This window comes from Citrobacter sp. 21OH12SH02A-Citro (assembly GCF_027919895.1).
In the GTDB taxonomy this organism is placed as follows: Bacteria; Pseudomonadota; Gammaproteobacteria; order Enterobacterales; family Enterobacteriaceae; genus Citrobacter; species Citrobacter braakii.
The window spans coordinates 4,091,519-4,115,917 of sequence record NZ_CP114801.1 but is presented as its reverse complement, the minus strand read 5'-3'; the positions used below and the strand labels follow the sequence as shown (position 1 = coordinate 4,115,917).

Annotated in this window: 23 protein-coding genes and 1 pseudogene; 17 read left to right on the top strand and 7 right to left on the bottom strand. The window is 52.0% G+C overall.

The genetic code is table 11. The annotated features are described in order from the left end of the window. Positions 1–29: 29 nt before the first annotated feature. Entirely contained in the window at positions 30–596 is a 567-nt protein-coding gene (gene satP / locus O6D90_RS19870; RefSeq protein WP_016155650.1) for an acetate uptake transporter, read from the bottom strand. 611 nt (positions 597–1,207) lie between these two features. Between satP and dnaK the strand changes: the two genes are divergently transcribed. The 7 genes from dnaK to O6D90_RS19835 all read left to right on the top strand — a co-directional run bounded on the left by dnaK (position 1,208) and on the right by O6D90_RS19835 (position 9,483). Further along, positions 1,208–3,130: a molecular chaperone DnaK gene (gene dnaK, locus O6D90_RS19865; RefSeq protein ID WP_016151634.1), complete on the top strand. Its 1,923-nt coding sequence runs from the start codon at positions 1,208–1,210 to the stop codon at positions 3,128–3,130. 85 nt (positions 3,131–3,215) lie between these two features. Then, positions 3,216–4,349 carry a molecular chaperone DnaJ gene (gene dnaJ / locus O6D90_RS19860; protein ID WP_008786151.1) on the top strand — a complete coding sequence of 378 codons (1,134 nt, stop codon included), beginning with the start codon at positions 3,216–3,218 and terminating at the stop codon, positions 4,347–4,349. Between the two features lie 209 nt (positions 4,350–4,558). Beyond that, positions 4,559–5,725 (top strand): Na+/H+ antiporter NhaA, encoded by a 1,167-nt coding sequence (gene nhaA / locus O6D90_RS19855; RefSeq protein ID WP_016155651.1) that lies wholly within the window; start codon positions 4,559–4,561, stop codon positions 5,723–5,725. A 38-nt stretch (positions 5,726–5,763) separates the two neighbouring features. Next, positions 5,764–6,663, top strand: a complete 900-nt coding sequence (gene nhaR / locus O6D90_RS19850) for a transcriptional activator NhaR (protein ID WP_016155652.1) — start codon at positions 5,764–5,766, stop codon at positions 6,661–6,663. 353 nt (positions 6,664–7,016) lie between these two features. Then, entirely contained in the window at positions 7,017–7,604 is a 588-nt protein-coding gene (locus O6D90_RS19845; RefSeq protein WP_016155653.1) for a hypothetical protein, read from the top strand. After that, positions 7,489–8,499 carry a glycosyl hydrolase family 18 protein gene (locus O6D90_RS19840; RefSeq protein ID WP_071600285.1) on the top strand — a complete coding sequence of 337 codons (1,011 nt, stop codon included), beginning with the start codon at positions 7,489–7,491 and terminating at the stop codon, positions 8,497–8,499. The genes O6D90_RS19845 and O6D90_RS19840 overlap by 116 nt, the downstream gene beginning before the upstream one ends. Positions 8,500–8,757: 258 nt before the next feature. After that, positions 8,758–9,483, top strand: coding sequence for a winged helix-turn-helix domain-containing protein (locus tag O6D90_RS19835; RefSeq protein WP_016155655.1), 726 nt, complete (start codon positions 8,758–8,760; stop codon positions 9,481–9,483). 536 nt (positions 9,484–10,019) lie between these two features. Here O6D90_RS19835 and rpsT read toward each other — a convergent pair. Next, positions 10,020–10,283 (bottom strand): 30S ribosomal protein S20, encoded by a 264-nt coding sequence (rpsT, locus tag O6D90_RS19830; RefSeq protein WP_003018940.1) that lies wholly within the window; start codon positions 10,281–10,283, stop codon positions 10,020–10,022. A gap of 105 nt (positions 10,284–10,388) precedes the next feature. Between rpsT and O6D90_RS19825 the strand changes: the two are divergent. From O6D90_RS19825 to O6D90_RS19785, 9 genes and pseudogenes are all read left to right on the top strand, one after another. Continuing rightward, positions 10,389–10,604, top strand: a pseudogene (locus O6D90_RS19825) (DUF2575 domain-containing protein). Between the two features lie 7 nt (positions 10,605–10,611). After that, complete coding sequence (ribF, locus tag O6D90_RS19820) at positions 10,612–11,550, top strand: bifunctional riboflavin kinase/FAD synthetase (protein WP_016155656.1); 939 nt, start codon at positions 10,612–10,614, stop codon at positions 11,548–11,550. 37 nt (positions 11,551–11,587) lie between these two features. After that, on the top strand, positions 11,588–14,404 hold the full coding sequence (gene ileS / locus O6D90_RS19815) for an isoleucine--tRNA ligase (protein ID WP_016155657.1): 2,817 nt from the start codon (positions 11,588–11,590) through the stop codon (positions 14,402–14,404). After that, a complete protein-coding gene (gene lspA, locus O6D90_RS19810) occupies positions 14,404–14,901 on the top strand; it encodes a signal peptidase II (RefSeq protein ID WP_003018932.1) in 498 nt (165 codons plus the stop codon). The genes ileS and lspA overlap by 1 nt, the downstream gene beginning before the upstream one ends. Positions 14,902–15,018: 117 nt before the next feature. After that, positions 15,019–15,468, top strand: a complete 450-nt coding sequence (fkpB, locus tag O6D90_RS19805) for an FKBP-type peptidyl-prolyl cis-trans isomerase (RefSeq protein WP_003018929.1) — start codon at positions 15,019–15,021, stop codon at positions 15,466–15,468. Between the two features lies 1 nt (position 15,469). Continuing rightward, positions 15,470–16,420: a 4-hydroxy-3-methylbut-2-enyl diphosphate reductase gene (ispH, locus tag O6D90_RS19800; RefSeq protein WP_016155658.1), complete on the top strand. Its 951-nt coding sequence runs from the start codon at positions 15,470–15,472 to the stop codon at positions 16,418–16,420. A gap of 66 nt (positions 16,421–16,486) precedes the next feature. After that, complete coding sequence (gene rihC, locus O6D90_RS19795) at positions 16,487–17,401, top strand: ribonucleoside hydrolase RihC (RefSeq protein ID WP_016155659.1); 915 nt, start codon at positions 16,487–16,489, stop codon at positions 17,399–17,401. A gap of 97 nt (positions 17,402–17,498) precedes the next feature. Beyond that, positions 17,499–18,062 carry a glucose-6-phosphate isomerase family protein gene (locus tag O6D90_RS19790; RefSeq protein ID WP_016155660.1) on the top strand — a complete coding sequence of 188 codons (564 nt, stop codon included), beginning with the start codon at positions 17,499–17,501 and terminating at the stop codon, positions 18,060–18,062. Further along, positions 18,055–18,837, top strand: a complete 783-nt coding sequence (locus O6D90_RS19785) for a glucose-6-phosphate isomerase family protein (RefSeq protein WP_016155661.1) — start codon at positions 18,055–18,057, stop codon at positions 18,835–18,837. The genes O6D90_RS19790 and O6D90_RS19785 overlap by 8 nt, the downstream gene beginning before the upstream one ends. Before the next feature lie 41 nt (positions 18,838–18,878). Here O6D90_RS19785 and O6D90_RS19780 read toward each other — a convergent pair whose 3' ends face one another. The 5 genes from O6D90_RS19780 to O6D90_RS19760 are packed head-to-tail and all read right to left on the bottom strand — an operon-like array spanning position 18,879 to position 23,192. Then, on the bottom strand, positions 18,879–19,697 hold the full coding sequence (locus O6D90_RS19780; RefSeq protein WP_016151643.1) for a PTS system mannose/fructose/sorbose family transporter subunit IID: 819 nt from the start codon (positions 19,695–19,697) through the stop codon (positions 18,879–18,881). Beyond that, positions 19,697–20,497 (bottom strand): PTS mannose/fructose/sorbose/N-acetylgalactosamine transporter subunit IIC, encoded by an 801-nt coding sequence (locus O6D90_RS19775; RefSeq protein WP_016151644.1) that lies wholly within the window; start codon positions 20,495–20,497, stop codon positions 19,697–19,699. Before O6D90_RS19775 ends, O6D90_RS19780 begins: the two co-directional genes overlap by 1 nt. A 10-nt stretch (positions 20,498–20,507) precedes the next feature. Further along, positions 20,508–21,002: a PTS system mannose/fructose/N-acetylgalactosamine-transporter subunit IIB gene (locus O6D90_RS19770; RefSeq protein WP_003837349.1), complete on the bottom strand. Its 495-nt coding sequence runs from the start codon at positions 21,000–21,002 to the stop codon at positions 20,508–20,510. 11 nt (positions 21,003–21,013) lie between these two features. Next, positions 21,014–21,442 (bottom strand): PTS sugar transporter subunit IIA, encoded by a 429-nt coding sequence (locus tag O6D90_RS19765; RefSeq protein WP_016155663.1) that lies wholly within the window; start codon positions 21,440–21,442, stop codon positions 21,014–21,016. A gap of 4 nt (positions 21,443–21,446) precedes the next feature. After that, positions 21,447–23,192: a class I mannose-6-phosphate isomerase gene (locus tag O6D90_RS19760; protein WP_016155664.1), complete on the bottom strand. Its 1,746-nt coding sequence runs from the start codon at positions 23,190–23,192 to the stop codon at positions 21,447–21,449. Positions 23,193–23,379: 187 nt separating this feature from the next. Between O6D90_RS19760 and O6D90_RS19755 the strand changes: the two genes are divergently transcribed. Then, entirely contained in the window at positions 23,380–24,387 is a 1,008-nt protein-coding gene (locus O6D90_RS19755; protein ID WP_016151647.1) for a LacI family DNA-binding transcriptional regulator, read from the top strand. Positions 24,388–24,399: the final 12 nt, after the last annotated feature.

Genomic DNA, 24,399 nt, shown 5'->3' with positions numbered 1-24,399 from the left:
ATCCCCCCGTCAGGGGGGATAGCGTCAGATTAGTGCGCTTCACCAATCGGCAGGATGGTACGGCCAAATTGTTCGTTCAGCACTTCACCCATCGCCAGGTAAATGGCGCTTGCGCCACACACTAAGCCTACCCAGCCAGCAACGTGAATGATCGCTTCGTTACCCGCAATGTTGCCCACGGCCAGCAGGGCGAACAGCACTGTCAGGCTCAGGAACACGAACTGCAGCATGCGCGCCGCTTTCAGCGTACCGATGAACATGAACAGAGTGAACACGCCCCACAGACCGAGGTAAGCGCCCAGGAACTGACCATTGGTTGCATCCGCCAGGCCCATTTTCGGCATCAGCAGGATCGCAACCAGCGTCAGCCAGAACGAACCGTAGGAGGTAAAGGCGGTTAAACCGAAGGTGTTGCCTTTTTTATATTCCAGCAGTCCGGCAAAAATTTGCGCGATACCGCCGTAGAAAATGCCCATCGCCAGAATAATAACGTCCAGAGCGAAGAAACCCGCGTTGTGCAGGTTAAGCAGAATGGTGGTCATGCCAAAGCCCATCAGGCCCAGCGGTGCCGGATTAGCCAACTTAGTGTTGCCCATAATTCCTCAAAATCATCATTGATTGAATGGTGAAATAGTTTCCCCGAATAACGATCGCTGTCTTCGGGGCGCGGCATGATAATCAGGGGAGAGGGCACTGTCTATGATCTAACGAAGGGTAAATGAATTATTTTCCCTGTGCTGGGCATCACGCTAGCCAGTTACGGCGGTGCTGCTCAGCAGAAGGCCCATAAGCAGGCTGGCGGAAAGGGTTAACACGGATTTCATGGAGTTTCTCTTTGACGGCTGCAAAAGTGTGTGACTTCAGACCATATTACCGTCGTCATAAAAACGATTCATGCTCGTAATCTTTTCTTTTTATTGCAATTTTCATGTGAATGGCTTTCCTGATTTAATTGGTTGTATGAATTAATTCTGGTTGGCGACTATTCATTTTTATCTCTTTTTGCCTTTTTTCTGCGAATTTATTGCCACAAGGCTAAAAAAATTTTTCATGCCCCCCTTGATGACGTGGGTTACGACCCCATCTTGTAGACAACCGCAGTGGTGAGTCTGAAAAAAAACGATTCAGGGTAGTTGAAACCGCACGTTTCGCCCTTATTACAGATTCACAACCACATGATGACCGAATTTTTAGTGGAGACGTTTAGATGGGTAAAATTATTGGTATCGACCTGGGTACTACCAACTCTTGTGTAGCGATTATGGATGGCACTACTGCACGTGTGCTGGAGAACGCCGAGGGCGATCGCACCACGCCTTCTATCATTGCTTATACCCAGGATGGTGAAACTCTGGTTGGTCAGCCGGCTAAACGTCAGGCAGTGACAAACCCGCAAAACACCCTGTTTGCGATTAAACGCCTGATTGGCCGCCGCTTCCAGGACGAAGAAGTGCAGCGTGATGAAGCCATCATGCCGTACAAAATCATCGGTGCTGACAACGGTGATGCATGGATTGACGTAAAAGGTCAGAAAATGGCACCGCCGCAGATTTCTGCTGAAGTGCTGAAAAAAATGAAGAAAACGGCTGAAGATTACCTGGGTGAACCGGTAACTGAAGCAGTTATCACCGTACCTGCATATTTTAACGATGCTCAGCGTCAGGCAACCAAAGACGCCGGCCGTATCGCAGGTCTGGAAGTAAAACGTATCATCAACGAACCAACCGCAGCTGCACTGGCTTACGGTCTGGATAAAGAAGTCGGCAACCGTACTATCGCGGTTTATGACTTGGGTGGTGGTACTTTCGATATCTCTATTATCGAAATCGACGAAGTTGACGGTGAAAAAACCTTCGAAGTTCTGGCAACCAACGGTGATACCCACCTGGGTGGTGAAGACTTCGATAGCCGTATGATCAACTACCTGGTTGACGAATTTAAGAAAGATCAGGGTATCGACCTGCGTAACGACCCGCTGGCGATGCAGCGTCTGAAAGAAGCCGCTGAGAAAGCGAAGATCGAACTGTCTTCCGCTCAGCAGACCGACGTGAACCTGCCGTACATCACTGCAGACGCGACTGGTCCGAAACACATGAACATCAAGGTGACCCGTGCGAAACTGGAAAGCCTGGTTGAAGACCTGGTTAACCGTTCTATCGAGCCGCTGAAAGTTGCTCTGCAGGATGCTGGTCTGTCTGTTTCCGACGTTCAGGACGTTATCCTGGTCGGTGGTCAGACTCGTATGCCGATGGTACAGAAGAAAGTTGCTGAGTTCTTCGGTAAAGAGCCGCGTAAAGACGTTAACCCGGACGAAGCTGTGGCAATCGGTGCTGCCGTTCAGGGTGGTGTATTGACCGGTGATGTGAAAGACGTGCTGCTGCTGGACGTTACCCCGCTGTCTCTGGGTATCGAAACCATGGGCGGCGTGATGACTGCACTGATCGCGAAAAACACCACTATCCCGACCAAGCACAGCCAGGTGTTCTCTACTGCTGAAGACAACCAGTCTGCGGTAACCATCCATGTGCTGCAGGGTGAACGTAAACGTGCCGCTGATAACAAAGATCTGGGTCAATTTAACCTGGATGGCATCAGCCCGGCTCCGCGCGGTATGCCGCAGATCGAAGTTACTTTTGACATCGATGCCGACGGTATCCTGCACGTTTCCGCGAAAGACAAAAATAGCGGTAAAGAGCAGAAGATCACCATCAAGGCTTCTTCTGGTCTGAACGAAGAAGAAATTCAGAAAATGGTTCGCGAAGCAGAAGCGAACGCAGAATCTGACCGTAAGTTTGAAGAGCTGGTTCAGACCCGTAACCAGGGTGACCATCTGCTGCACAGCACTCGCAAGCAGGTTGAAGAAGCAGGCGACAAACTGCCGGCTGATGACAAAACTGCCATCGAGTCTGCACTGACCGCGCTGGAAACTTCTCTGAAAGGCGAAGACAAAGCGGATATCGAAGCGAAAATGCAGGCGCTGGCACAGGTTTCCCAGAAACTGATGGAAATCGCTCAGCAGCAGCACGCACAGCAGCAGGCTGGCGCAGCAGGTGCTGATGCTTCTGCAAACAACGCGAAAGATGACGACGTTGTCGACGCTGAGTTTGAAGAAGTGAAAGACAAAAAATAATCGCCCTTTGAACGGGTAATTACTGGCACGGGCGAAGAGGTTTCCTCTCCGCCCGTGCACGCATGTTAGGGGCAGATAAAAAGAGATGGCTAAGCAAGACTATTACGAGATTTTAGGCGTTTCCAAATCAGCGGAAGAGCGTGAAATCAAAAAGGCCTACAAGCGCCTGGCCATGAAATATCACCCGGACCGCAACCAGGGTGATAAAGAGGCCGAAGCCAAGTTTAAAGAGATCAAAGAAGCGTACGAGATCCTCACCGATGCGCAAAAACGTGCGGCTTATGATCAGTACGGCCATGCAGCGTTTGAGCAAGGCGGTATGGGCGGCGGCGGCGGTTTTGGCGGCGGGGCCGACTTCAGCGATATCTTTGGTGACGTGTTTGGCGATATCTTTGGCGGCGGTCGCGGTCGTCAGCGCGCCTCACGTGGTGCTGATTTACGTTACAACATGGATCTCACTCTGGAAGAAGCCGTGCGTGGCGTCACCAAAGAGATCCGTATTCCGACGCTGGAAGAGTGTGATGTTTGCCACGGCAGCGGTGCGAAGGCGGGCACGCAACCCCAGACCTGTCCAACCTGTCACGGTTCTGGTCAGGTGCAGATGCGTCAGGGCTTTTTTGCCGTACAGCAGACCTGTCCACACTGTCAGGGCCGCGGTACGTTGATTAAAGACCCGTGCAACAAATGCCATGGTCATGGTCGCGTTGAGAAGAGCAAAACGCTGTCCGTTAAGATCCCGGCTGGGGTTGATACTGGCGACCGTATTCGTTTAGCGGGTGAAGGTGAAGCCGGTGAACATGGCGCGCCAGCAGGCGATTTGTACGTTCAGGTGCAGGTAAAACAGCACCCAATTTTCGAACGTGAAGGCAATAACCTGTACTGCGAAGTGCCGATTAACTTTGCGATGGCAGCGCTGGGCGGCGAGATTGAAGTGCCGACGCTGGATGGTCGCGTGAAGTTAAAAATCCCGGGCGAAACGCAGACCGGCAAACTGTTCCGCATGCGTGGTAAAGGCGTTAAGTCAGTACGCGGCGGCGCACAGGGCGATCTGCTGTGCCGTGTGGTGGTTGAAACCCCGGTAGGCCTCAACGACAAGCAGAAGCAGTTGCTGAAAGATTTGCAGGACAGCTTTGGCGGCCCGACCGGCGAGCAAAACAGTCCGCGCTCTAAAAGCTTCTTCGACGGTGTGAAGAAATTTTTTGACGATTTGACGCGCTAATTCTCGACTCAATAATCTTTGATAAAAAGCCTGGGACTGAAAAGTTTCAGGCTTTTTTATTTCTGTTTTCCGTTCGGAAAATCCTGAACGACTTTATTTGAATAGATCGTTAAAACCGATCTATTCATCATGAATAATCTAATTTTAACGAGCTTTCTGAAGGTGTAAGATAGTATTTACGAAGTATTCACCCAATAGAGAGAATAAAAGTGAAACATCTGCATCGTTTTTTTAGTAGTGACGCCTCGGGGGGCATCATTCTGATCATCGCTGCCGTGGTTGCTATGCTGATGGCAAATATCGGGGTTACCAGTGGATGGTACCACGCCTTTCTGGAAACGCCCGTTCAACTGCGGGTTGGCGCGCTTGAGATCAACAAAAATATGCTGCTGTGGATCAATGACGCGTTGATGGCGGTATTCTTCCTGTTGATCGGTTTGGAAGTGAAGCGCGAGTTAATGCAAGGTTCGCTGGCCAGTCTGCGCCAGGCGGCGTTTCCGATCATTGCCGCTATCGGGGGCATGATTGTCCCGGCGCTGCTGTATCTGGCATTCAACTATGCTGACCCTATCACCCGTGAGGGTTGGGCGATCCCGGCGGCGACGGATATCGCTTTTGCATTAGGCGTGCTGGCGCTGTTGGGCAGCCGTGTCCCACTGGCGTTGAAAATCTTCCTGATGGCGCTGGCGATAATCGATGACCTCGGCGCTATTGTGATCATCGCGTTGTTCTACACCAGCGATCTCTCGCTGCTGTCGCTGGGCGTTGCCGCGTGCGCGATCCTTGTCCTGGCAGCATTGAATCTGTGCGGTGTAAGACGTACCGGTATTTATATTCTGGTTGGCGTAGTGCTGTGGACGGCCGTACTGAAGTCTGGCGTGCATGCAACTCTGGCGGGCGTGATCGTCGGTTTCTTCATTCCGTTGAAGGAAAAACACGGGCGTTCACCGGCGAAGCGTCTGGAGCATGTTCTGCACCCGTGGGTGGCATATCTGATCCTACCGTTGTTTGCCTTCGCTAACGCGGGTGTCTCACTGCAGGGCGTCACCATTGATGGACTGACCTCGGTGTTACCGCTGGGGATCATTGCTGGCCTGTTAATCGGGAAACCACTGGGTATAAGCCTCTTTTGCTGGCTGGCGTTACGCTTCAGGATGGCGCAATTGCCGGAGGGAACGAATTTCCAGCAAATTATGGCGGTCGGTATTCTGTGCGGCATTGGCTTTACGATGTCGATTTTCATCGCCAGCCTGGCGTTTGGGACCGTCGATCCTGAGCTGATTAACTGGGCGAAACTGGGGATCCTGATCGGTTCTTTGCTATCGGCGGTAATAGGTTACTACTGGTTACGCACCCGGTTGAACGCAGCAGCCTGACGGGATAACCCTTTCGTGACAATTTTCAGGGAGAGAGTATGTCTCATATAAACTACAACCACCTGTACTACTTTTGGCATGTATATAAAGAAGGATCGGTGGTTGGTGCAGCAGAGGCGCTTTATCTGACACCGCAGACCATTACCGGGCAGATTAAAGCGCTTGAGGAACGCTTACAGGGAAAGTTGTTCAAGCGGAAGGGGCGTGGACTGGAGCCCAGCGAATTAGGCGAATTGGTTTTTCGTTATGCGGATAAGATGTTCACGTTAAGCCAGGAAATGCTGGATATCGTGAACTATCGCAAAGAGTCGAATTTACTGTTCGATGTCGGCGTGGCGGATGCGTTGTCCAAACAGCTGGTTAGCAGCGTGCTGAATGCTGCAGTCGTTGAAGATGAACAAATCCATCTGCGTTGTTTTGAATCAACGCACGAGATGCTGCTGGATCAGCTCAGCCAGCATAAACTGGATATGATTATCTCCGACTGCCCGATCGATTCTACGCAGCAGGAAGGGTTGTTCTCAGTGCGGATTGGCGAATGCAGCGTGAGCTTTTGGTGCACCCAGCCATTGCCTGAGAAACCATTTCCGGCCTGCCTCGAAGAGCGTCGATTGCTGATCCCAGGGCGCCGTTCGATGCTCGGGCGTAAGCTGTTGAACTGGATTAACTCACAAGGGCTGAACGTTGAAATCCTTGGCGAGTTTGATGATGCCGCGCTGATGAAAGCGTTCGGCGCAACGCATAACGCTATTTTTGTTGCGCCTACGCTTTATTCCCACAATTTCTATGCCGATGATTCAATTGTTGAAATTGGACGCGTAGAGAATGTGATGGAGGAGTATCACGCCATATTTGCGGAAAGAATGATCCAGCATCCAGCGGTGCAGCGTATTTGCAATACTGATTACTCGGCACTATTTATTTCTGCGGGTAAATAATCAAGGCGCACTCGTCATACTTCATATTGTGGGGGGGTTACTCGGCCAGTCGGTACACTGCACCCTGCCACCTTGTGGCAGGGTCACTGGTGAGTGCTGAGCAAAGTGGATGCACCGACGCAAAAGATGTAGCAAATCAAACAGAAAGAGATTTTCTGAGACCCTCCAGCTCGCTTCTTACCCTATCTCATAACCTGTTTTATACAGAAAATGAGATCTCATCAAATCGATATCTCATGGTTTCAAAGCGTTTGTGATTAGCACCCCTCGCATAATGGGAGCATTACATAGGTGTCCCACCGGACGGATGGGACACACTATTTCTTCTATGACTCATTAACGAGGTAAGCATTATGACTAACAGCAAACTGGTACAAAATGATTCGCTCAGTACAAAAGAGTACGAGCAGAACGGATTTGTGGCGGCCACGGAAACCAATGAGTTTAGCTATACATCGGCGCGTGTTGCGAAGGTAGCCTATAACGAGTACAAGCCCAACGAGTTTAAAGTGTCCGGTTACTGGACTGACTGGTCGCAATATGACGGCCGTCTCGATGGTGATTTCGCGCCTTCCAGCTGTGGGCGCGGTGTTGACCTGGCGTTATTAGACCCCTTTGCTTACGATAAAATTACGCTGGGTTTCTGCGGGATTGTCGGCGATACCGGCGAGAAAGCGACGACCATCAACAATGCCGCAGTCGACTTCCAGCGTACGCAATGGCAACCCACTTTTGTCGATGCGTGGGGAGATGTTGCCTCCTATCGCAACTGCGGCTTTGCGGGCTGGGTAAGCAATGATTACATGGCGCTTTTCCATCAGTACGATGCACAGGGCGTTCTGGGGGGGGTTACGCGATGTACAGAAAAAGAACCCGAATCTCCATCTTTCAATGAGTATCGGCGGCTGGACCATGAGCCAGGCGTTCCACTTTATGGCTAAAGATCCACATAAACGCGCGCTATTCTGCGACGGCCTGACCGATCTGTTCACCCGATTCCCGATGTTTAGCGAAATCGATCTGGATTGGGAATATCCGGGGGCACCGGGAAATACCGGTAATACCTACGATGATACTGACGCACCAAATTTTGCTGCCTTGATTAAGGATGTGAAAGCCGCGTTGAATAAAATCAATCGCAGTGATGTGAAAATTAGCGTTGCCGCGGCTGGTGACATCGAGAAACTGAAAAAAGCCAATATTCCAGCGCTCATTGATGCGGGGGTCTGGGGCATTAATTTAATGACCTACGACTTCTTTGGTACGCCGTGGGCTACCGAGCTGGCGCATCATACCAATCTCTACCCGAATGGCAGAGCGAATAACTGGAGCGTAGAGACCGCCGTTAATTATCTGGAGTCGATTGGGGTGCCGCTTAAACAGGTCTTTATCGGTTATGCCGGTTATAGCCGTAATGCTCATGATGCGACGATCCAGAGCGTATCTCCGCTGAAAGGAACTTACACGCCAGGATACGGCACGACGGTCGGAACATTTGAATCCGGCTCAACGGAATGGTACGACCATATCGCAAATTATCTTGATCTGGAAAACCAGACCGGTCGCAATAATTTTATTGTTTACACCGATGAAGTGGCGGATGCGGATTTCCTGTATAACCCACAGTCTAAAGTCTTTATGTCGCTGGATACCCCGCGCACCGTGAAGGCCAAAGCCGAGTACGTAAAATCCCGCGGCCTGGGTGGCCTGTTTACCTGGACGGCGGATTTGGATCGCGGTCCGCTGGTGAATGCGGCTCGCGAAGGGCTGGGCTGCGAAATGACGCGGCAAACTGTTGATATGAGACCGTTCTATTTTAAAGGTATTACGAAGTAAGCGCTCATGTCCCCCTGTAAAGGGGGACATTTTCGGCTGTCTCAATCGTGTAAAAAACATAGATAAGTAAATAAATATTGTGTATCAGGTGAATTATTATTTTGGATTGAATAAGTAAATTTATATTACATTTTATGACATTGCCTTCTTGTTTTTAGATTTTTTTATGGTTTTTTACATCAGGTTTGACAATTCTCTCAGTTAGATGATTATTTTTGGTACTAAAATAACGCATCTCAATAGTTAATGGATTTTCAAATGGTTACATCATTCATGATTGGAAATGATTTATTGTTTGATACAAGTGAAATGGTTCTTCATCATCTTAAGGATGGGGAAAGTATTCATTTATCCGGCGTGAAAGGTCGCTGTTTGAAGTGTCTCATCTCACATACCCAACAAGATATAACGACAAAAAAGCAAATTTGCGATGAGGTATGGGGACAATTTGGTTTATTCGCCAGCGATAGTACGTTATTGCAGACGATTTATGCCTTGCGGCGGGATTTGCGGGATATAGAGATGACGGATTTAATCGTTACCCATCCCCGACTGGGCTACCAGATCAATCCGGCCTATAGCGTTACACCGGTTGCTGAATTAGGCGCTGAAAAAAATGAACCTGCTGCCACTGAGGTATTTTCCTGCCCTTCTGACACTGATATTCTCAGTGCCCATTATGAAATTCAGAAAAAAACCGAAGGCAAAAAAACAGACGTTGCCGTTAATCTCTCCCTGCATAAGGCGAGGGTTATTTTAGCGTTCCTGACATTTGTATTGACTACAGTATTAGTACTCCTGACAGTGTTTTTCTACAGGGAAGAGTTACGTCTTCATAATGGCGGGAAAAACCTGTATTTAAATCCTGAAACGGGAAAAGATAGTCATGGACAAAAAGGATTTATCCTGTGTCAGTGTAATAAGTATGATACAAGCGAAAATTGCAAAAATCATGAATATATATGTAAAAAAGTGACTTCATGATATTTTTCGTTACGTAATGCAACTTAAGTTTATTATGCGTTTGGTGGATAAGGTGAGAGCGGCATCTTGCCACCGAAAAGCTCGGTTAACCGTCGTTCGGCAAGATGATGCGTCCAGTGATGAGTCGGTTAGATGAAATAATGCCTCAAGCGGTTCATCACGGAATTTCCAGCAGGTCTTATTAATAGAGTTGACAGCCAGAGAGCCACCCAGAACAAACTCGAGTTTTGTCACCGCATCGTTGATGTAGAGATCACAATGAAGCCCATTCCGATAATTAACCAGATAACCAGATAACCAGATAACAAGTTCCGTGGAGAGTTTATGCTTTCTGATACTGGCTTTATCTGTGGAGCGAAGGACCTGAGAGACATTCAGAAGGTATTGAGTGCCGAAAAGAGGAAAGAGATTCGGGTTCAGCCCAGGTTGTATCGCATAGCGACAGGTTGAAAGTATGAAAAAGCCCCATCAAAAATGATGGGGCTTATTATGCTACGCTTGCGCGGTTTTTTCACAAAGCAACAACAAGCAGGCGATTAAGCCAGTTTGTTGATCTGTGCAGTCAGGTTTGCTTTATGACGTGCAGCTTTGTTTTTGTGGATCAGACCTTTAGCAGCCTGACGGTCCACGATCGGTTGCATTTCGTTAAATGCTTTCAGTGCAGTAGCTTTGTCGCCAGCTTCGATAGCTGCGTATACTTTCTTGATGAAAGTACGCATCATAGAGCGACGGCTAGCGTTGTGCTTGCGGGCCTTTTCAGACTGAACGGCGCGCTTCTTAGCTGATTTGATATTAGCCAAGGTCCAACTCCCAAATGTGTTCTATATGGACAATTCAAAGGCCGAGGAATATGCCCTTTTAGCCTTCTTTTGTCAATGGATTTGTGCAAATAAGCGCCGTTTAAATTGCAGCACTCGTTGCGTAGTGATGGCGCAGGATTCTACCAGCTTGCGGGGCGTGAATACAGCCTTTCCACGAGAAAAATTGCATTGGTGTGCCCGTGAAGGGCGTCAATTTGTTTCATAACGATGAAAACCATCCTCTTTCTGTTTCGTAGAAACAATCGCCGGTTAACGTTGAACGCGGTACAAGGTATACTTTCACGATTTTCACTGTTTTGAGCCAGACATGAAGCTGATACGAGGCATACATAATCTCAGTCAGGCCCCGCATGGGTGTGTGCTGACTATTGGTAATTTCGACGGCGTGCACCGTGGCCATCGTGCGTTGCTGCAGGGCTTACGGGAAGAAGGGCGCAAACGCAATTTACCGGTGATGGTGATGATTTTCGAGCCGCAGCCGCTGGAGCTGTTTGCGACGGACAAGTCACCTGCGCGCCTCACCCGTCTGCGGGAAAAACTGCGTTATCTGGCGGAGTGCGGCGTTGATTACGTGCTGTGCGTGCGTTTTGACAGGCGCTTCGCGGCATTAACGGCGCAGACCTTTATCAGCGATCTGCTGGTGAAGCGCCTTGGTGTACAATTTCTTGCCGTTGGTGATGATTTCCGCTTTGGCGCTAGCCGTGCGGGCGATTTCTTGTTATTACAGGAAGCGGGCGCTGAGTATGGTTTTGATATCACCAGCACCCAAACCTTCTGTGAAGGCGGTGTGCGCATCAGCAGCACCGCGGTACGTCAGGCGCTGGCGGAAGATAACCTGCAACTGGCCGAAAGCCTGCTTGGGCATCCTTTTACTATCTCAGGACGCGTAGTTCACGGTGACGAGTTAGGGCGCACTATCGGTTTTCCGACGGCAAACTTACCGCTTCGTCGCCAGGTTTCTCCGGTGAAAGGGGTTTATGCGGTTGAAGTAATGGGGCTGGGTGACAAACCTTTCCCCGGCGTCGCCAACATCGGCACACGCCCGACGGTAGCAGGCGTACGCCAACAGTTGGAAGTGCATCTATTGGACGTTGTAATGGACCTGTATGGTCGCCATATAGATGTAGTACTGCGTAAAAAAATACGCAGCGAACAGCGATTTGCCTCGCTGGATGAACTAAAAGCGCAGATTGCGCGTGATGAGTTGACTGCCCGTGAATTTTTTGGGCTAACAAAACCGGCTTAATGCCTATACGAGTTTTAAATACGGAACCGAGAATCTGATGAGTGACTATAAATCAACCCTGAATTTGCCGGAAACAGGGTTCCCGATGCGCGGCGATCTCGCCAAGCGTGAACCGGGAATGCTGGCGCGTTGGACTGATGATGACCTGTACGGCATCATTCGTGCGGCCAAAAAAGGCAAAAAAACCTTCATTCTGCATGATGGCCCTCCTTATGCGAATGGCAGCATTCATATTGGTCACTCGGTTAACAAGATTCTGAAAGACATTATCGTGAAGTCCAAAGGACTCACGGGATTCGACTCGCCTTACGTTCCGGGCTGGGACTGCCACGGTCTGCCTATCGAGTTGAAAGTAGAGCAGGAATACGGCAAGCCGGGCGAGAAGTTCACCGCCGCTGAGTTCCGCGCCAAATGCCGTGAATACGCAGCGACGCAGGTTGACGGTCAGCGTAAAGACTTTATCCGTCTTGGCGTGCTGGGCGACTGGTCGCATCCGTACCTGACCATGGACTTCAAAACTGAAGCCAACATCATTCGTGCGCTGGGTAAAATCATCGGTAACGGTCACCTGCACAAAGGTGCGAAGCCGGTGCACTGGTGCGTTGATTGCCGTTCCGCGCTGGCGGAAGCGGAAGTTGAGTATTATGACAAAACCTCCCCGTCCATCGACGTTGCGTTCCACGCCGCCGATCAGGACGCGGTAAAAGCGAAATTTGGCGTTTCTGACGTCAATGGCCCGATCTCACTGGTTATCTGGACTACCACCCCGTGGACGTTACCGGCGAACCGCGCAATCTCTCTGGCGCCTGATTTTGACTATGCGCTGGTGCAGATTGACGGGCAGGCTGTGATTCTGGCGAAGGATCTGGTTGAAAGCGTCATGCAGCGTATTGGTGCGGCTGAATACACTATTCTGGGCACCGTAAAAGGCGCCGAGCTGGAACTGCTGCGCTTTACCCATCCGTTTATGGGCTTTGACGTGCCGGCTATTCTTGGCGATCACGTTACGCTGGATGCGGGTACCGGTGCGGTCCATACCGCCGGCGGCCACGGTCCGGATGACTACGTCATTAGCCAGAAATACGGTCTGGAAATCGCTAACCCGGTTGGTCCGGACGGCGCATATCTGGCGGGTACCTATCCGGATCTGGACGGTGTGAACGTCTTTAAAGCCAACGACAAAATCGTTGCGCTGCTGAGCGATAAAGGCGCTCTGCTGCACGTTGAGAAGATGCAGCACAGCTACCCGTGCTGCTGGCGCCACAAATCGCCGATCATCTTCCGTGCGACTCCGCAGTGGTTCGTCAGCATGGATCAGAAAGGTCTGCGCGCGCAGTCGCTAAAAGAGATCAAAGGCGTGCAATGGATCCCGGATTGGGGTCAGGCACGTATTGAATCGATGGTTGCCAACCGTCCTGACTGGTGTATCTCCCGTCAGCGTACGTGGGGTGTGCCGATGTCTCTGTTTGTTCACAAAGACACCGAAGAGCTGCATCCGCGTGCTATCGAACTGATGGAAGAAGTGGCCAAACGCGTTGAAGTTGACGGCATCCAGGCGTGGTGGGATCTCGACCCGAAAGATATCCTTGGCGATGAAGCTGACCAGTATGTCAAAGTCCCGGATACGCTGGACGTGTGGTTCGACTCCGGTTCAACCCACTCCTCCGTTGTGGACGTGCGTCCTGAGTTTGCAGGCCATGCGGCAGATATGTATCTGGAAGGTTCTGACCAGCACCGCGGCTGGTTCATGTCTTCTCTGATGATCTCCACTGCAATGAAGGGCAAAGCGCCATACCGTCAGGTACTGACCCACGGTTTCACCGTTGATGGTCAGGGTCGTAAAATGTCCAAGTCTATCGGTAACACCGTAAGCCCGCAGGACGTAATGAACAAACTGGGCGCGGATATTCTGCGTCTGTGGGTCGCTTCTACCGACTATACCGGCGAAATGGCCGTTTCTGACGAAATCCTGAAACGTGCTGCCGACAGCTATCGTCGTATCCGTAACACCGCACGCTTCCTGCTGGCGAACCTGAACGGGTTCGATCCGGTAAAAGATATGGTGAAACCGGAAGAGATGGTGGTGCTGGATCGCTGGGCGGTAGGTTGTGCACAAGCGGCGCAGGAAGAGATCCTGAAAGCTTATGAAGCCTATGACTTCCACGAAGTAGTACAGCGCCTGATGCGCTTCTGCTCCGTAGAAATGGGTTCGTTCTACCTCGACATCATCAAAGACCGTCAGTACACCGCGAAAGCGGACAGCGTGGCGCGTCGTAGTTGCCAGACTGCGCTGTTCCATATTGCAGAAGCGCTGGTACGCTGGATGGCGCCGATCATGTCCTTCACCGCTGATGAAATCTGGGGTTACCTGCCGGGCGATCGTGAGAAGTACGTCTTTACCGGTGAATGGTACGAAGGTCTGTTTGGCTTAGGCGAAACCGAAGCGATGAATGACGCCTACTGGGACGAGTTGCTGAAAGTGCGCGGCGAAGTGAACAAGGTCATCGAGCAAGCGCGTGCGGATAAGAAAGTCGGTGGTTCGCTGGAAGCGGCGGTTACTCTGTACGCTGAACCAGAACTGGCGGCGAAACTGACCGCGCTGGGCGAAGAGTTGCGCTTTGTTCTGCTGACCTCCGGTGCGACGGTTGCGGATTATGCAGCAGCTCCTGCTGACGCTCAGCAGAGCGAACTGCTTAAAGGTCTGAAAATCGTACTAAGCAAAGCCGAAGGTGAGAAATGTCCGCGTTGCTGGCATTACACTACCGATGTCGGCCAGGTGGCGGAACATGCAGATATCTGCGGACGCTGTGTCAGCAACATCGCCGGTGATGGCGAACAACGTAAGTTTGCCTGATGAGTAAGCCTCTTTGTTCAACAGGACTACGCTGGCTGTGGCTGGTGGTAGTCGTGCTGATTATCGATTTAGGCAGCAAATACCTGATCCTCCAGAACTTTGCTCTGGGGGATACGGTGTCGCTGTTCCCGTCGCTTAATCTGCACTACGCGCGTAACTATGGTGCGGCGTTTAGCTTCTTAGCCGACAGCGGTGGCTGGCAACGTTGGTTCTTTGCCGGTATCGCCATTGGTATCTGCGTTATCCTGATGGTGATGATGTATCGCTCGAAGGCGACGCAGAAGCTGAACAACATCGCGTATGCGTTAATCATTGGCGGTGCGCTGGGCAACCTGTTCGACCGCCTGTGGCACGGCTTCGTGGTTGATATGATTGACTTTTACGTCGGTGACTGGCATTTCGCGACATTCAACCTTGCTGATACGGCGATCTGTATCGGTGCGGCATTGATTGTCCTCGAAGGCTTCTTACCGTCGAAAGAGAAAAAAGCCGCATAAAAAAATGCCGGATGGCGCTATGCTAATCCGGCCTACAATATACTGCGATCCTTGTGGGCCCGGTAAGCGTAGCGCTATCAGGCAAACAGGCGGCAGCAATTTTAAAGAGCAACCTGCATGTCTAAATCAGTACAGAGTAACAGTGCGGTGCTGGTGCACTTCACCCTTAAGCTCGACGATGGCTCCACCGCAGAGTCAACCCGCAATAACGGCAAGCCTGCGCTGTTTCGCCTGGGCGACGGTTCTCTGTCTGAAGGACTGGAACAACACCTGCTGGGGTTAAAAGAAGGTGATAAAACCACTTTTGCTCTGGAGCCGGATGCCGCCTTCGGCGTGTCCAGCCCGGACTTGATTCAGTATTTCTCGCGTCGGGAATTTATGGACGCGGGCGAGCCAGAAATTGGCGCTATCATGCTCTTTACCGCAATGGACGGCAGTGAGATGCCTGGTGTGATCCGCGAAATCAATGGTGACTCGATCACGGTTGATTTCAACCATCCGCTGGCCGGGCATACCGTTCATTTTGATATTGAAGTGCTGGAAGTCGAACCGGCACTGGAGGCGTAAAATGCAGATCCTGTTGGCCAACCCGCGCGGTTTTTGCGCTGGCGTAGACCGCGCTATCAGCATTGTGGAAAACGCGCTGGCTATTTACGGCGCACCGATTTATGTCCGTCATGAAGTGGTGCATAACCGCTATGTGGTGGATAGCCTGCGCGAGCGCGGCGCTATTTTTATTGAGCAAATCAGCGAAGTACCGGATGGCGCGATCCTGATTTTCTCCGCTCATGGCGTGTCTCAGGCGGTGCGTAACGAAGCCAAAGGCCGCGACCTCACGGTTTTTGATGCGACCTGCCCGCTGGTAACGAAAGTGCATATGGAAGTTGCCCGCGCCAGCCGTCGCGGTGAAGAGTCAATTTTAATTGGTCACGCCGGGCATCCGGAAGTTGAAGGCACGATGGGCCAGTACAGTAACCCGCAGGGGGGAATGTATCTGGTTGAATCACCTGAAGATGTGCTGAAACTGAATGTAAAAAATGAAGGCAAATTGTCCTTCATGACGCAGACTACTCTCTCCGTTGATGACACCTCTGACGTCATTGACGCGTTGCGAAGCCGTTTCCCGAAAATTGTCGGGCCGCGCAAAGACGATATCTGTTATGCCACGACCAACCGCCAGGAAGCGGTCCGTGCGCTGGCAGAGCAGGCCGATGTTGTGCTGGTGGTCGGCTCGAAAAACTCTTCTAACTCCAACCGTCTGGCTGAACTGGCCCAACGAATGGGGAAAGCGGCGTATCTGATTGACGATGCGACCGATATCCAGGAAGCGTGGGTGAAAGAAGCCAGGTGCGTGGGCGTGACGGCCGGTGCCTCGGCGCCTGATATCCTGGTGCAAAACGTGATTGCTCGCCTGCAGGAGCTTGGCGGTGGGGAAGCTATTCCGCTGGCAGGGCGTGAAGAAAACATCGTTTTCGAAGTACCGAAAGAGCTGCGTGTGGATGTTCGTGAAGTAGAGTAAGTCTTTCCGGTTACGATTATGAGAAGATGCCAGACTTAACGTCTGGCATTTTTTTATGGAGAAACCATGCGCTTACCGATCATTCTTGATACCGATCCTGGCATTGATGATGCTGCCGCTATTGCCGCCGCGCTGTTTGCCCCTGAGCTGGATCTGCAACTGATGACCACGGTAGCAGGTAATGTGTCGGTGGAAAAAACCACCCGTAATGCATTGCAACTGCTGCACTTCTGGAATGCGGATATTCCACTGGCGCAGGGGGCATCGATGCCGCTGGTGAGACCGCTGCGAGATGCCGCTTCCGTACACGGTGAATCAGGTATGGAAGGGTATGAATTTGTCGAACACGACCGCCAGGTGATGGCAAAACCCGCCTTCCAGGCTATTCGCGATGCGTTGATGCATGCCCCGCAGCCTGTGACGCTGGTGGCAATTGGCCCCCTGACCAACATTGCGCTGCTGCTGACTCATTATCCTGAATGCATATTCAACATTCACCGTCTGGTGATTATGGGCGGTTCTGCCGGGCGCGGGAACTTCACGCCAAACGCCGAGTTTAATATTGCTATTGATCCCGAGGCCGCCGCAAAAGTCTTCCAGAGCGGGCTGGAGATTGTGATGTGCGGGCTGGATGTCACTAATCAGGCCATGCTCACCCCTGACTACCTGGCGACGTTGCCGCAGCTTAACCAGACGGGAAAAATGCTGCACGCGCTGTTTAGCCATTACCGTAGCGGCAGTATGAATACGGGGCTACGAATGCACGACCTGTGCGCTATTGCCTGGCTGGTGCGCCCGGAACTGTTTACCCTGCAGCCGTGCTTCGTGGCGGTTGAAACCCAGGGGGAATATACCTCGGGTACGACGGTGGTGGACATTGAAGGTCGTTTAGGGCATCCGGCAAATGCCCAGGTCGCGCTGGGGCTGGACGTTGAGGGGTTCCAGCAGTGGGTGGCAGAGGTACTGACGCTGGCACCTTGAGGCTGTGATCCGGCCCGCAATATGCAGATAGCGATAGCAGGTTAATCGATTAATCTGCTAATCTGATCCTGTTGTTCTCCTCGGGCCGGAGACACATATGAACCTTTCTTTTATCCAGCCACCGCAGGTGGCGTGGGCAAGCGGCGCTTTAGCTGATGGCCTGTTATTGCGTAAATCCACCCGTATTGAGGATCTTCCAGACGTTTTTGCCGATGAACACGCCCGTCAACAGCTGACTGGCGAGCAGGTCGTGTATGACGTTGAGATGCTGGATACGTCTCCCGCTGAAGGTGAACTCTACACCGGCGTTACCCATCTTTACCCTGGCCGGGTCGGCTGTGAGTATTTTATGACCCGCGGGCATTTCCATGCGCGCCGCGAACAGGGGGAAGTCTATTTTGGTCTGCGTGGCACCGGTTTGCTGCTGTTGCAAACTGAGCAGGGCGACGCGAGGCTGGAAAAAGTATTCGCGGGATCTGTCCACATTATCCCCGGCTTTACCGCGCATCGGTTAATCAACACCGGGGAAGAGGTTCTGTCGGCGCTCGCCGTATGGCCAGGGATTGCGGGTCATGATTATGCAGCGCTCGCCAGCGGCTTCAGAATAAGGGTCTTTGAGGAAAATAAGACGGTTCAGGCGAAGGAGGTACAGAATGGGTGACTTAGCGCATTCTTACGGCCTGGATATGACGGTCCATCATCACCCGCTTGGTTTTAGCTATGGGGATGAGGTTACCGGGCCGATGCCGGAGATTCGTCAACTCGACCAGATTCGCGCCTCGCTGCGCGATCCGCACTGTGAAGGGCCGCAAGAGGTGTATGCCATAGCGATGGATGTGGCGCGAATGCAGGATCGAGAAGAGTTGAAAAAGCGGATGCTGTTGTTTGGCGTGGTCACCTATGCGGCGGGACGGCTGGGAGAAGAGCCGGTGCGTAGTCAGGGACATATTCATCGTATTAGTCTGCACAGCGGCTGGTCTCCGCCGGAGCTTTATGAAATCTGGCAGGGAAAAGCGATCATTTATATGCAGGAATATGTTGAGGACGACCCAGGCCGCTGTTTTGCTGTAATTGCCGGACCCGGTGAGAAAGTGTTGGTACCACCCGGTTGGGGGCATGCGACTATATCCGCAGACCCGGATGTACCGTTAACCTTTGGCGCGTGGTGCGATCGTGAATATGGTTTTGAGTACGACGCCGTGCGTGCGCATAAAGGACTGGCATGGTATCCGCTGCTGCAGGGCAACAACGTTATCTGGCAGCATAATCCGCGTTACATCCCTGGACGACTGCAGGCCGTTACGCCCAGACAATATACGGAATTCTCGATTACCTCCGCACCTGTTTATCAGCAATTCATCGAGGACCCGGCGCGTTTCCAGTTTATCTCACGCCCGGACAAGCACCCCGAGCTATGGCAAAACTTTCATCCATAAAAAAACCGGGGCATAGCCCCGGTTGTACCGTTTTCTGTGTGTTATCCCGCAAACAGGCCCGTGGCGACGCCGAGGGCGGCCAGTATCAACAGTAAAATCATCGCTTTCACTGGTGATACACCGCGCTTGGCCATCAGATACCAGGTACCAAGCACCACAATCAGCGGCAGTAACTGCGGGAAGATACCGTCCAGCATCTGTTGAACATGGATATTCACCCCATCTTTGGTAATAAACTCCAGCCCGGTGCCAAGCTTAACGTAGCTGGCCGCCACGCCCCCCATGACAAACACACCCAGCAGCGATAACGCTTCACGCAGACGGGCAGACTTGCTGCTCACCAGCATTTCCACCGAGCCAGAACCCATTTTGTAGCCTTTCAGGAACAAGAACCACGAACCGGGAATGATGATGGCCAGCCAGGCAACGGTATAAAACAGCGGCCCGAGAATGTTACCGCCGGCCGCCAGGGCCATGCCGATGCTGAGCAGGATAGGGATCAGCATGCCAGGGATCATTGAATCGCCGATCCCGGCAATAGGGCCCATCAGGCCAACCTTCAGGGTATTGATGGTCTCCCCATCGATCGGCTCACCGTTCGCTTTTTTCTCCTCCAGCCCCAGCACCATGCCGTTTACGATCGCGCCTATCTGGGGTTCCGTATTATAGAATGAGGCATGACGGCGCAGCATTTCAGTACGTTGGGCTGCGTCGGGATAGAGCTTTTTCGCCACCGGAAGCATACTCAGACAAAAGCCAAAAGATTCCAGACGTTCAAAACTCATCGATGACAAGTTGTGCATCATCCATGCGCGCCAGCAGCGGCGAAGATCTTTACGCGTAAGTGTACGTTCTTCCATCAGAATTCATCCTCATCATCATCGGCTACCGACTTTGCATTCGCGGCCTGCGGCGGTTCCGGTTTGTAGTTGTAATGGATCAACGCCAACAGCGAACCGACGATCACCAGCGCGACCATGTTGAGTTTTAAAAATACGATGCAGACAAAACCGACGAGGAAGTAGATCAGCATGGTGTAGTTTTTGATGATCTGCTTCAGCAAAATCGCGATCCCGACGGCGGGTAAAATGCCGCCCAGTACGTTCATCGTTGACAGAACTATTTTCGGCAAGCTGTCCATAAAACCGCTGATGTATTGCGCGCCGAAGTAAACCGCAATAAAAGTTGGCACAAAACGCAGGACAAAGTTTGTCACCTGTGGCCAGATGGCGCTGTTCAGGTAAATACCGCGTTCGTCGCCCCGTTCCAGCGCCACATCTGCCCGGTGATTCCAGAAAGAGTTCAGTACCATCATCGCGTTAAACAAAATGGTTCCAGCGATACCGATGGTCGCAGCCAGCGCGACCGCGACCTCGGGGCCTTTTCCTGAAAGGATCCCTAAAGCGATTGCGGGGTAAGCGACAAAGTTGAGATCGGCCGGCATCGAACCGCCAGGCGTTACCATCGCGATATATACCGCCTGAACCGCGACGCCAATCATGATCCCGGTTTTAATGTCGCCGAGAATAATCCCGACCAGCATTCCGGAAATCAGCGGGCGGGTGATCAGATACCAGCCGCCGGTCAGCCCCAGAAGCCAGGGACTGCTGAGGGCGCCGAGATAGCAAAGTATGCCAATCAACGTAGCTTCGATAATCATCGTGCGCTCCTTATTTCAGCTTCTGACGTGCGTCCTGCCAGCTGTAGCAACTGGCATCAGGAACCAGGCGAAACTCAACCAGGTGTCCATGTTGCGTCAGCCAGTCAAAGGCGGCAATTTCATCCCCGTTGACCGACTGATTCGGGCCGATGGTGGTGGTATCAGCACGCGCGCTCATCGGACCTACATTAATCTTGCCGTTGGCATTTTTCAGGCTGATACCTGCTTCTTCAATGCGTTTGAGCGTGACGGGTGATTTGCCAATGACGAAATAACGTTTCTCGCTGGCAATGACTTTTGGCAATTTTTCAATCGCGGTGGCCGTATCAAACAACCAAACTTTGGTGTCCTGTACGGCGCCTTTCATCACCGAAGAGAGCAAAGGGTCGGCCGCGACGGCGTCGTCTATAGCGACGATCCCATCACAAGGCAGCTCTTTGGCCCAACGTGTCACGAGCTGCCCATGGATTACGCGGTCATCGATACGTACAAAAGAAATACTCATAGTGGTTTCCTTTAAAAATCGTCGGACTGAACGGATAAAACCGGGGCGGCTTTAATCAGCGTGGGTATCGTCAGCGCCAACAGCTCGACGGCTGCGGCGTGAACATCCGTTAAATGGCAAATCTCCTCGCTTTGTAACAGCATCGGGAAATTGACCCCCGCTACGACGGCAACGGGAGGAACCGTTTGTGAAGAAAAAGCATGATGGCAGGCGACATTCCACGGCGTACCGCTTTGCATGTCACACAGCACCAGTACGCCGTCAGCGTCTTTTCCGGCACTGGTGAGAACCTGTGAGAACGTCGCTTTAAACCCTTCGATACCTGCCTGTTCACTCAGCGTGACGGGGTAAACATGCGGTAATTCTCCATAAACCATACGACCGCTGGCGAGAAGCGCGTCCGCCAGGGGACCATGGGTGGCAACAATTACGTTAATCATGCGCTTATCCTCTAACCCAGGCTTTAATCGTGGCGAGCTGTTGACCGACGCCTTTGCCAAACGGCGAAATACGATATTCTCCGACGGCGGCAGGGATGATAAAGGTCTCTGCATAGTTGACGACAAACGGGGGAAACGCACCGCTCGGGCTTTCAACAACGGCCTGCGCACCTTCGACCAGGTTCAGGACGTTGACGCCGCCATGGGTATGGTGAGTGACCGGTGCCGTAAACCAATGGCGACGCGTTTCGATAAATTCGCGTTCGTGCATTCCGGTTCTTTCTTCCCGCCAACCCTCTCCTTCAGCCAGGGGTTCAATACGGTTGACGAGGTTGTCGTGCACCCATTGCGTGTCGCGCTGCCAGTCAATAACCTGCTGACCGTGATCCAGATGCACCGGACGCGGTAAGCCGTCTAACCCTAAGCGGCCCCAATCCCACAGCTTGAAGGTGAAGATATAGGGCGTTGCACTGATCTCCAGCACCATGGTTCCTGCACCCGAGCAGTGTACGGTTCCGGCGGGGATCAGGAAGTGATCGTGTTTATGTGCAGGGATCTGGTTAACGAATCGTTCATCATCAAAGGTTTTTTCGCCACGACCCGCGGCCCGGAGGTCGTCGAGCATATCCTGCGGTGCGATCCCGGTTTTGGTCCCGAGATATACCACGGCGTCCGGCTCGGCTTCGAGAATGTAATAGCTCTCATCCTGGGTATAGTGCATACCAAACTGCTGTTGAATGTACTCAGTGAGCGGATGAACCTGAAAGCTCAAATTCTGGCCGCCAATAGTGTCGAGGAAGTCAAAACGGATCGGGAATTCCGCGCCAAAGCGTGCGTGAACTTTTTCACCCAGCAGGGGGCGGGGACAGGTCAGCACCAGATCCTGAGAGGGGATCTCGATCCGCACGTTGCCAAAACGCAGTAACAGGCTGTTTTCCTCGGGCACGCAATCAAAACACCACGCGTAATTGGGGGCTGAGGGATCGAGATCGAAGCGTTGTTTCATCCATTGCCCGCCCCAGACGCCTGGGTCAAAGAAAGGGGCAACGCGAAACGGTTGTTCGGTGGTTTGTTGCAGACCGGCGCGTAACGCGTCGCCGCTGACCATCGCGGGACTATTTTCTACCGTGGTATCGAGCAAATAATCGGCGCGTTTGAGTAACGGCGTTTTATGTTTGTCGAATACCCGCCATTCAATGAAAAAAGCACGTTTGTAACGACGAAGAATATCTTCATCCTGGTTTTCTGCACCCCAGTTACCCAGCCCGTTATGACGCATACGCTGTTGAATTTCCCAGCGCGGAAGATCGGCATAAACCAGTACGTCACCAGGGTGTGCCAGCGCAGCGCCCGAGCCGTACACGACAACCAGCCCTGTGGTAACGGCATCAATCTGTTGGCGGAGTTGGCTGAGTTTGTCGCTATCAAAAAATTCATCCAGGTGATGACAGGAGAGAACGCCGAATACGCGATCGTCGGTAAGGTTACGCGCCAGTAAATCATGCAGGGCCTGCTCATCGCGGCGGGCGGATTCAATATTTAGCACCAGTGCGGTATCTAATGTCGTAACAAGCTGTTGCTCCAGCTCGTCAAGCCGCACGCCCGGATAGCAATCCACGATCAATACGGTTTTGGCGGCGGTAGAAACCCTGGTGTTAAGCACTGAATGAATTGACGACCAACCCTGCCAGGCGTGGTTGTCATAGCCCTGAACGTTAACCTCAGGGAATTTATTATAGGTTGTACGCATATTCTGTCTCCGTGTTGGCTTATTTAAGATTAATCGATTAACCTTATTTTCATAGTGTGGTTAACGCGATTAACCCGCCATAATCAGAATCCAGTGCGGTGAAATGCACGTTAGCGTGATGTGAATCACACGTAAAAAGGCAATATTTCGGTTATTCGATTAACCTTCGAAATAAACAGGAGAGGTCATGACTACAGTCACGCTGGCGCAGGTTGCTGAACGCGCGGGAGTCTCCACGGCAACCGTTTCAATGGTGTTGCGTAACCGGGGGCGCATTTCTCAGGCCACACGTGACAGGGTGCTCAAAGCGCTGGACGATGCCGGCTATGTTTATAATCAAACCGCCGCTAACCTGCGTAACCGGAGCAGTAATCAGGTCGGATTGTTGTTACACGATATCACTAACCCTTTTTACGGTGAGATGACTGCAGGGCTAAGCCATGAGATGGAGCGGCATGACCTGCTTCTGTTTCTGGCAAACAGTGAAGAGTCAGGGGAGCGGCAGCAAAAATTTGTCGACTCGTTGATGCGCAATAATGCCTGCGGCATGGTGCTCTGCGCGGCGCGCGAAACACCGACCTCCTTCTTCGAGGCGCTGAAAAGGCGCAATATTCCCGCCATCATGGTGGTTCGCCCTCTTAGCGATCCTGATTTTGATTTTGTGGGAACCGATAACTTTCTCGGTACGCAAATGGCCACCACCCATTTAGTCAAAATGGGGCATAAGAATATTGCGTTTATCGGTGGTAGCCCAAGTTCCGGGAGCCGGGCACAGCGTATCGGTGGATTCACCAGCACGTTGCTGGAGCAGGGAATATCGCCGAATCCGCAATGGATAGTGGCGACACAGGCCAGCCAAATTGACGGCGCAAAAGTGGCAGAGTCGCTTCTTATGCGGTTCCCGGAAATTACCGCCGCCGTTTGTTATCAGGATATTGTGGCGCTTGGGGTTATGCAGGCATTACGTAAAATGGGGCGTGAACCAGGGCGCGATTTTGCGCTGGTGGGGTTCGATGACATCACCGAAGCGGCGCTGGTACAACCTGCGCTCACCACCGTGTCGGTGGCCGCAAAAGAGATAGGTCGCAAGGCTGGGGAGCTACTTTATAGTCGCATTCAGGGAAATGACGAACCTCCGAAACGCATTATTCTGCCACCTGCGCTGGTGGTCAGAGAATCATGTGGTTTTCGCTGATCGTCATGCCTT

Bases quoted from the DNA above. Each gene is read 5' to 3' on its own strand.
- satP (WP_016155650.1), bottom strand. From the start codon at position 596: ATGGGCAACACTAAGTTGGCTAATCCGGCACCGCTGGGCCTGATGGGC.
- dnaK (WP_016151634.1), top strand. From the start codon at position 1,208: ATGGGTAAAATTATTGGTATCGACCTGGGTACTACCAACTCTTGTGTA.
- dnaJ (WP_008786151.1), top strand. From the start codon at position 3,216: ATGGCTAAGCAAGACTATTACGAGATTTTAGGCGTTTCCAAATCAGCG.
- nhaR (WP_016155652.1), top strand. From the start codon at position 5,764: ATGTCTCATATAAACTACAACCACCTGTACTACTTTTGGCATGTATAT.
- O6D90_RS19845 (WP_016155653.1), top strand. From the start codon at position 7,017: ATGACTAACAGCAAACTGGTACAAAATGATTCGCTCAGTACAAAAGAG.
- O6D90_RS19840 (WP_071600285.1), top strand. From the start codon at position 7,489: ATGCACAGGGCGTTCTGGGGGGGGTTACGCGATGTACAGAAAAAGAAC.
- O6D90_RS19835 (WP_016155655.1), top strand. From the start codon at position 8,758: ATGGTTACATCATTCATGATTGGAAATGATTTATTGTTTGATACAAGT.
- ribF (WP_016155656.1), top strand. From the start codon at position 10,612: ATGAAGCTGATACGAGGCATACATAATCTCAGTCAGGCCCCGCATGGG.
- ileS (WP_016155657.1), top strand. From the start codon at position 11,588: ATGAGTGACTATAAATCAACCCTGAATTTGCCGGAAACAGGGTTCCCG.
- lspA (WP_003018932.1), top strand. From the start codon at position 14,404: ATGAGTAAGCCTCTTTGTTCAACAGGACTACGCTGGCTGTGGCTGGTG.
- fkpB (WP_003018929.1), top strand. From the start codon at position 15,019: ATGTCTAAATCAGTACAGAGTAACAGTGCGGTGCTGGTGCACTTCACC.
- ispH (WP_016155658.1), top strand. From the start codon at position 15,470: ATGCAGATCCTGTTGGCCAACCCGCGCGGTTTTTGCGCTGGCGTAGAC.
- rihC (WP_016155659.1), top strand. From the start codon at position 16,487: ATGCGCTTACCGATCATTCTTGATACCGATCCTGGCATTGATGATGCT.
- O6D90_RS19790 (WP_016155660.1), top strand. From the start codon at position 17,499: ATGAACCTTTCTTTTATCCAGCCACCGCAGGTGGCGTGGGCAAGCGGC.
- O6D90_RS19785 (WP_016155661.1), top strand. From the start codon at position 18,055: ATGGGTGACTTAGCGCATTCTTACGGCCTGGATATGACGGTCCATCAT.
- O6D90_RS19780 (WP_016151643.1), bottom strand. From the start codon at position 19,697: ATGGAAGAACGTACACTTACGCGTAAAGATCTTCGCCGCTGCTGGCGC.
- O6D90_RS19775 (WP_016151644.1), bottom strand. From the start codon at position 20,497: ATGATTATCGAAGCTACGTTGATTGGCATACTTTGCTATCTCGGCGCC.
- O6D90_RS19770 (WP_003837349.1), bottom strand. From the start codon at position 21,002: ATGAGTATTTCTTTTGTACGTATCGATGACCGCGTAATCCATGGGCAG.
- O6D90_RS19765 (WP_016155663.1), bottom strand. From the start codon at position 21,442: ATGATTAACGTAATTGTTGCCACCCATGGTCCCCTGGCGGACGCGCTT.
- O6D90_RS19760 (WP_016155664.1), bottom strand. From the start codon at position 23,192: ATGCGTACAACCTATAATAAATTCCCTGAGGTTAACGTTCAGGGCTAT.
- O6D90_RS19755 (WP_016151647.1), top strand. From the start codon at position 23,380: ATGACTACAGTCACGCTGGCGCAGGTTGCTGAACGCGCGGGAGTCTCC.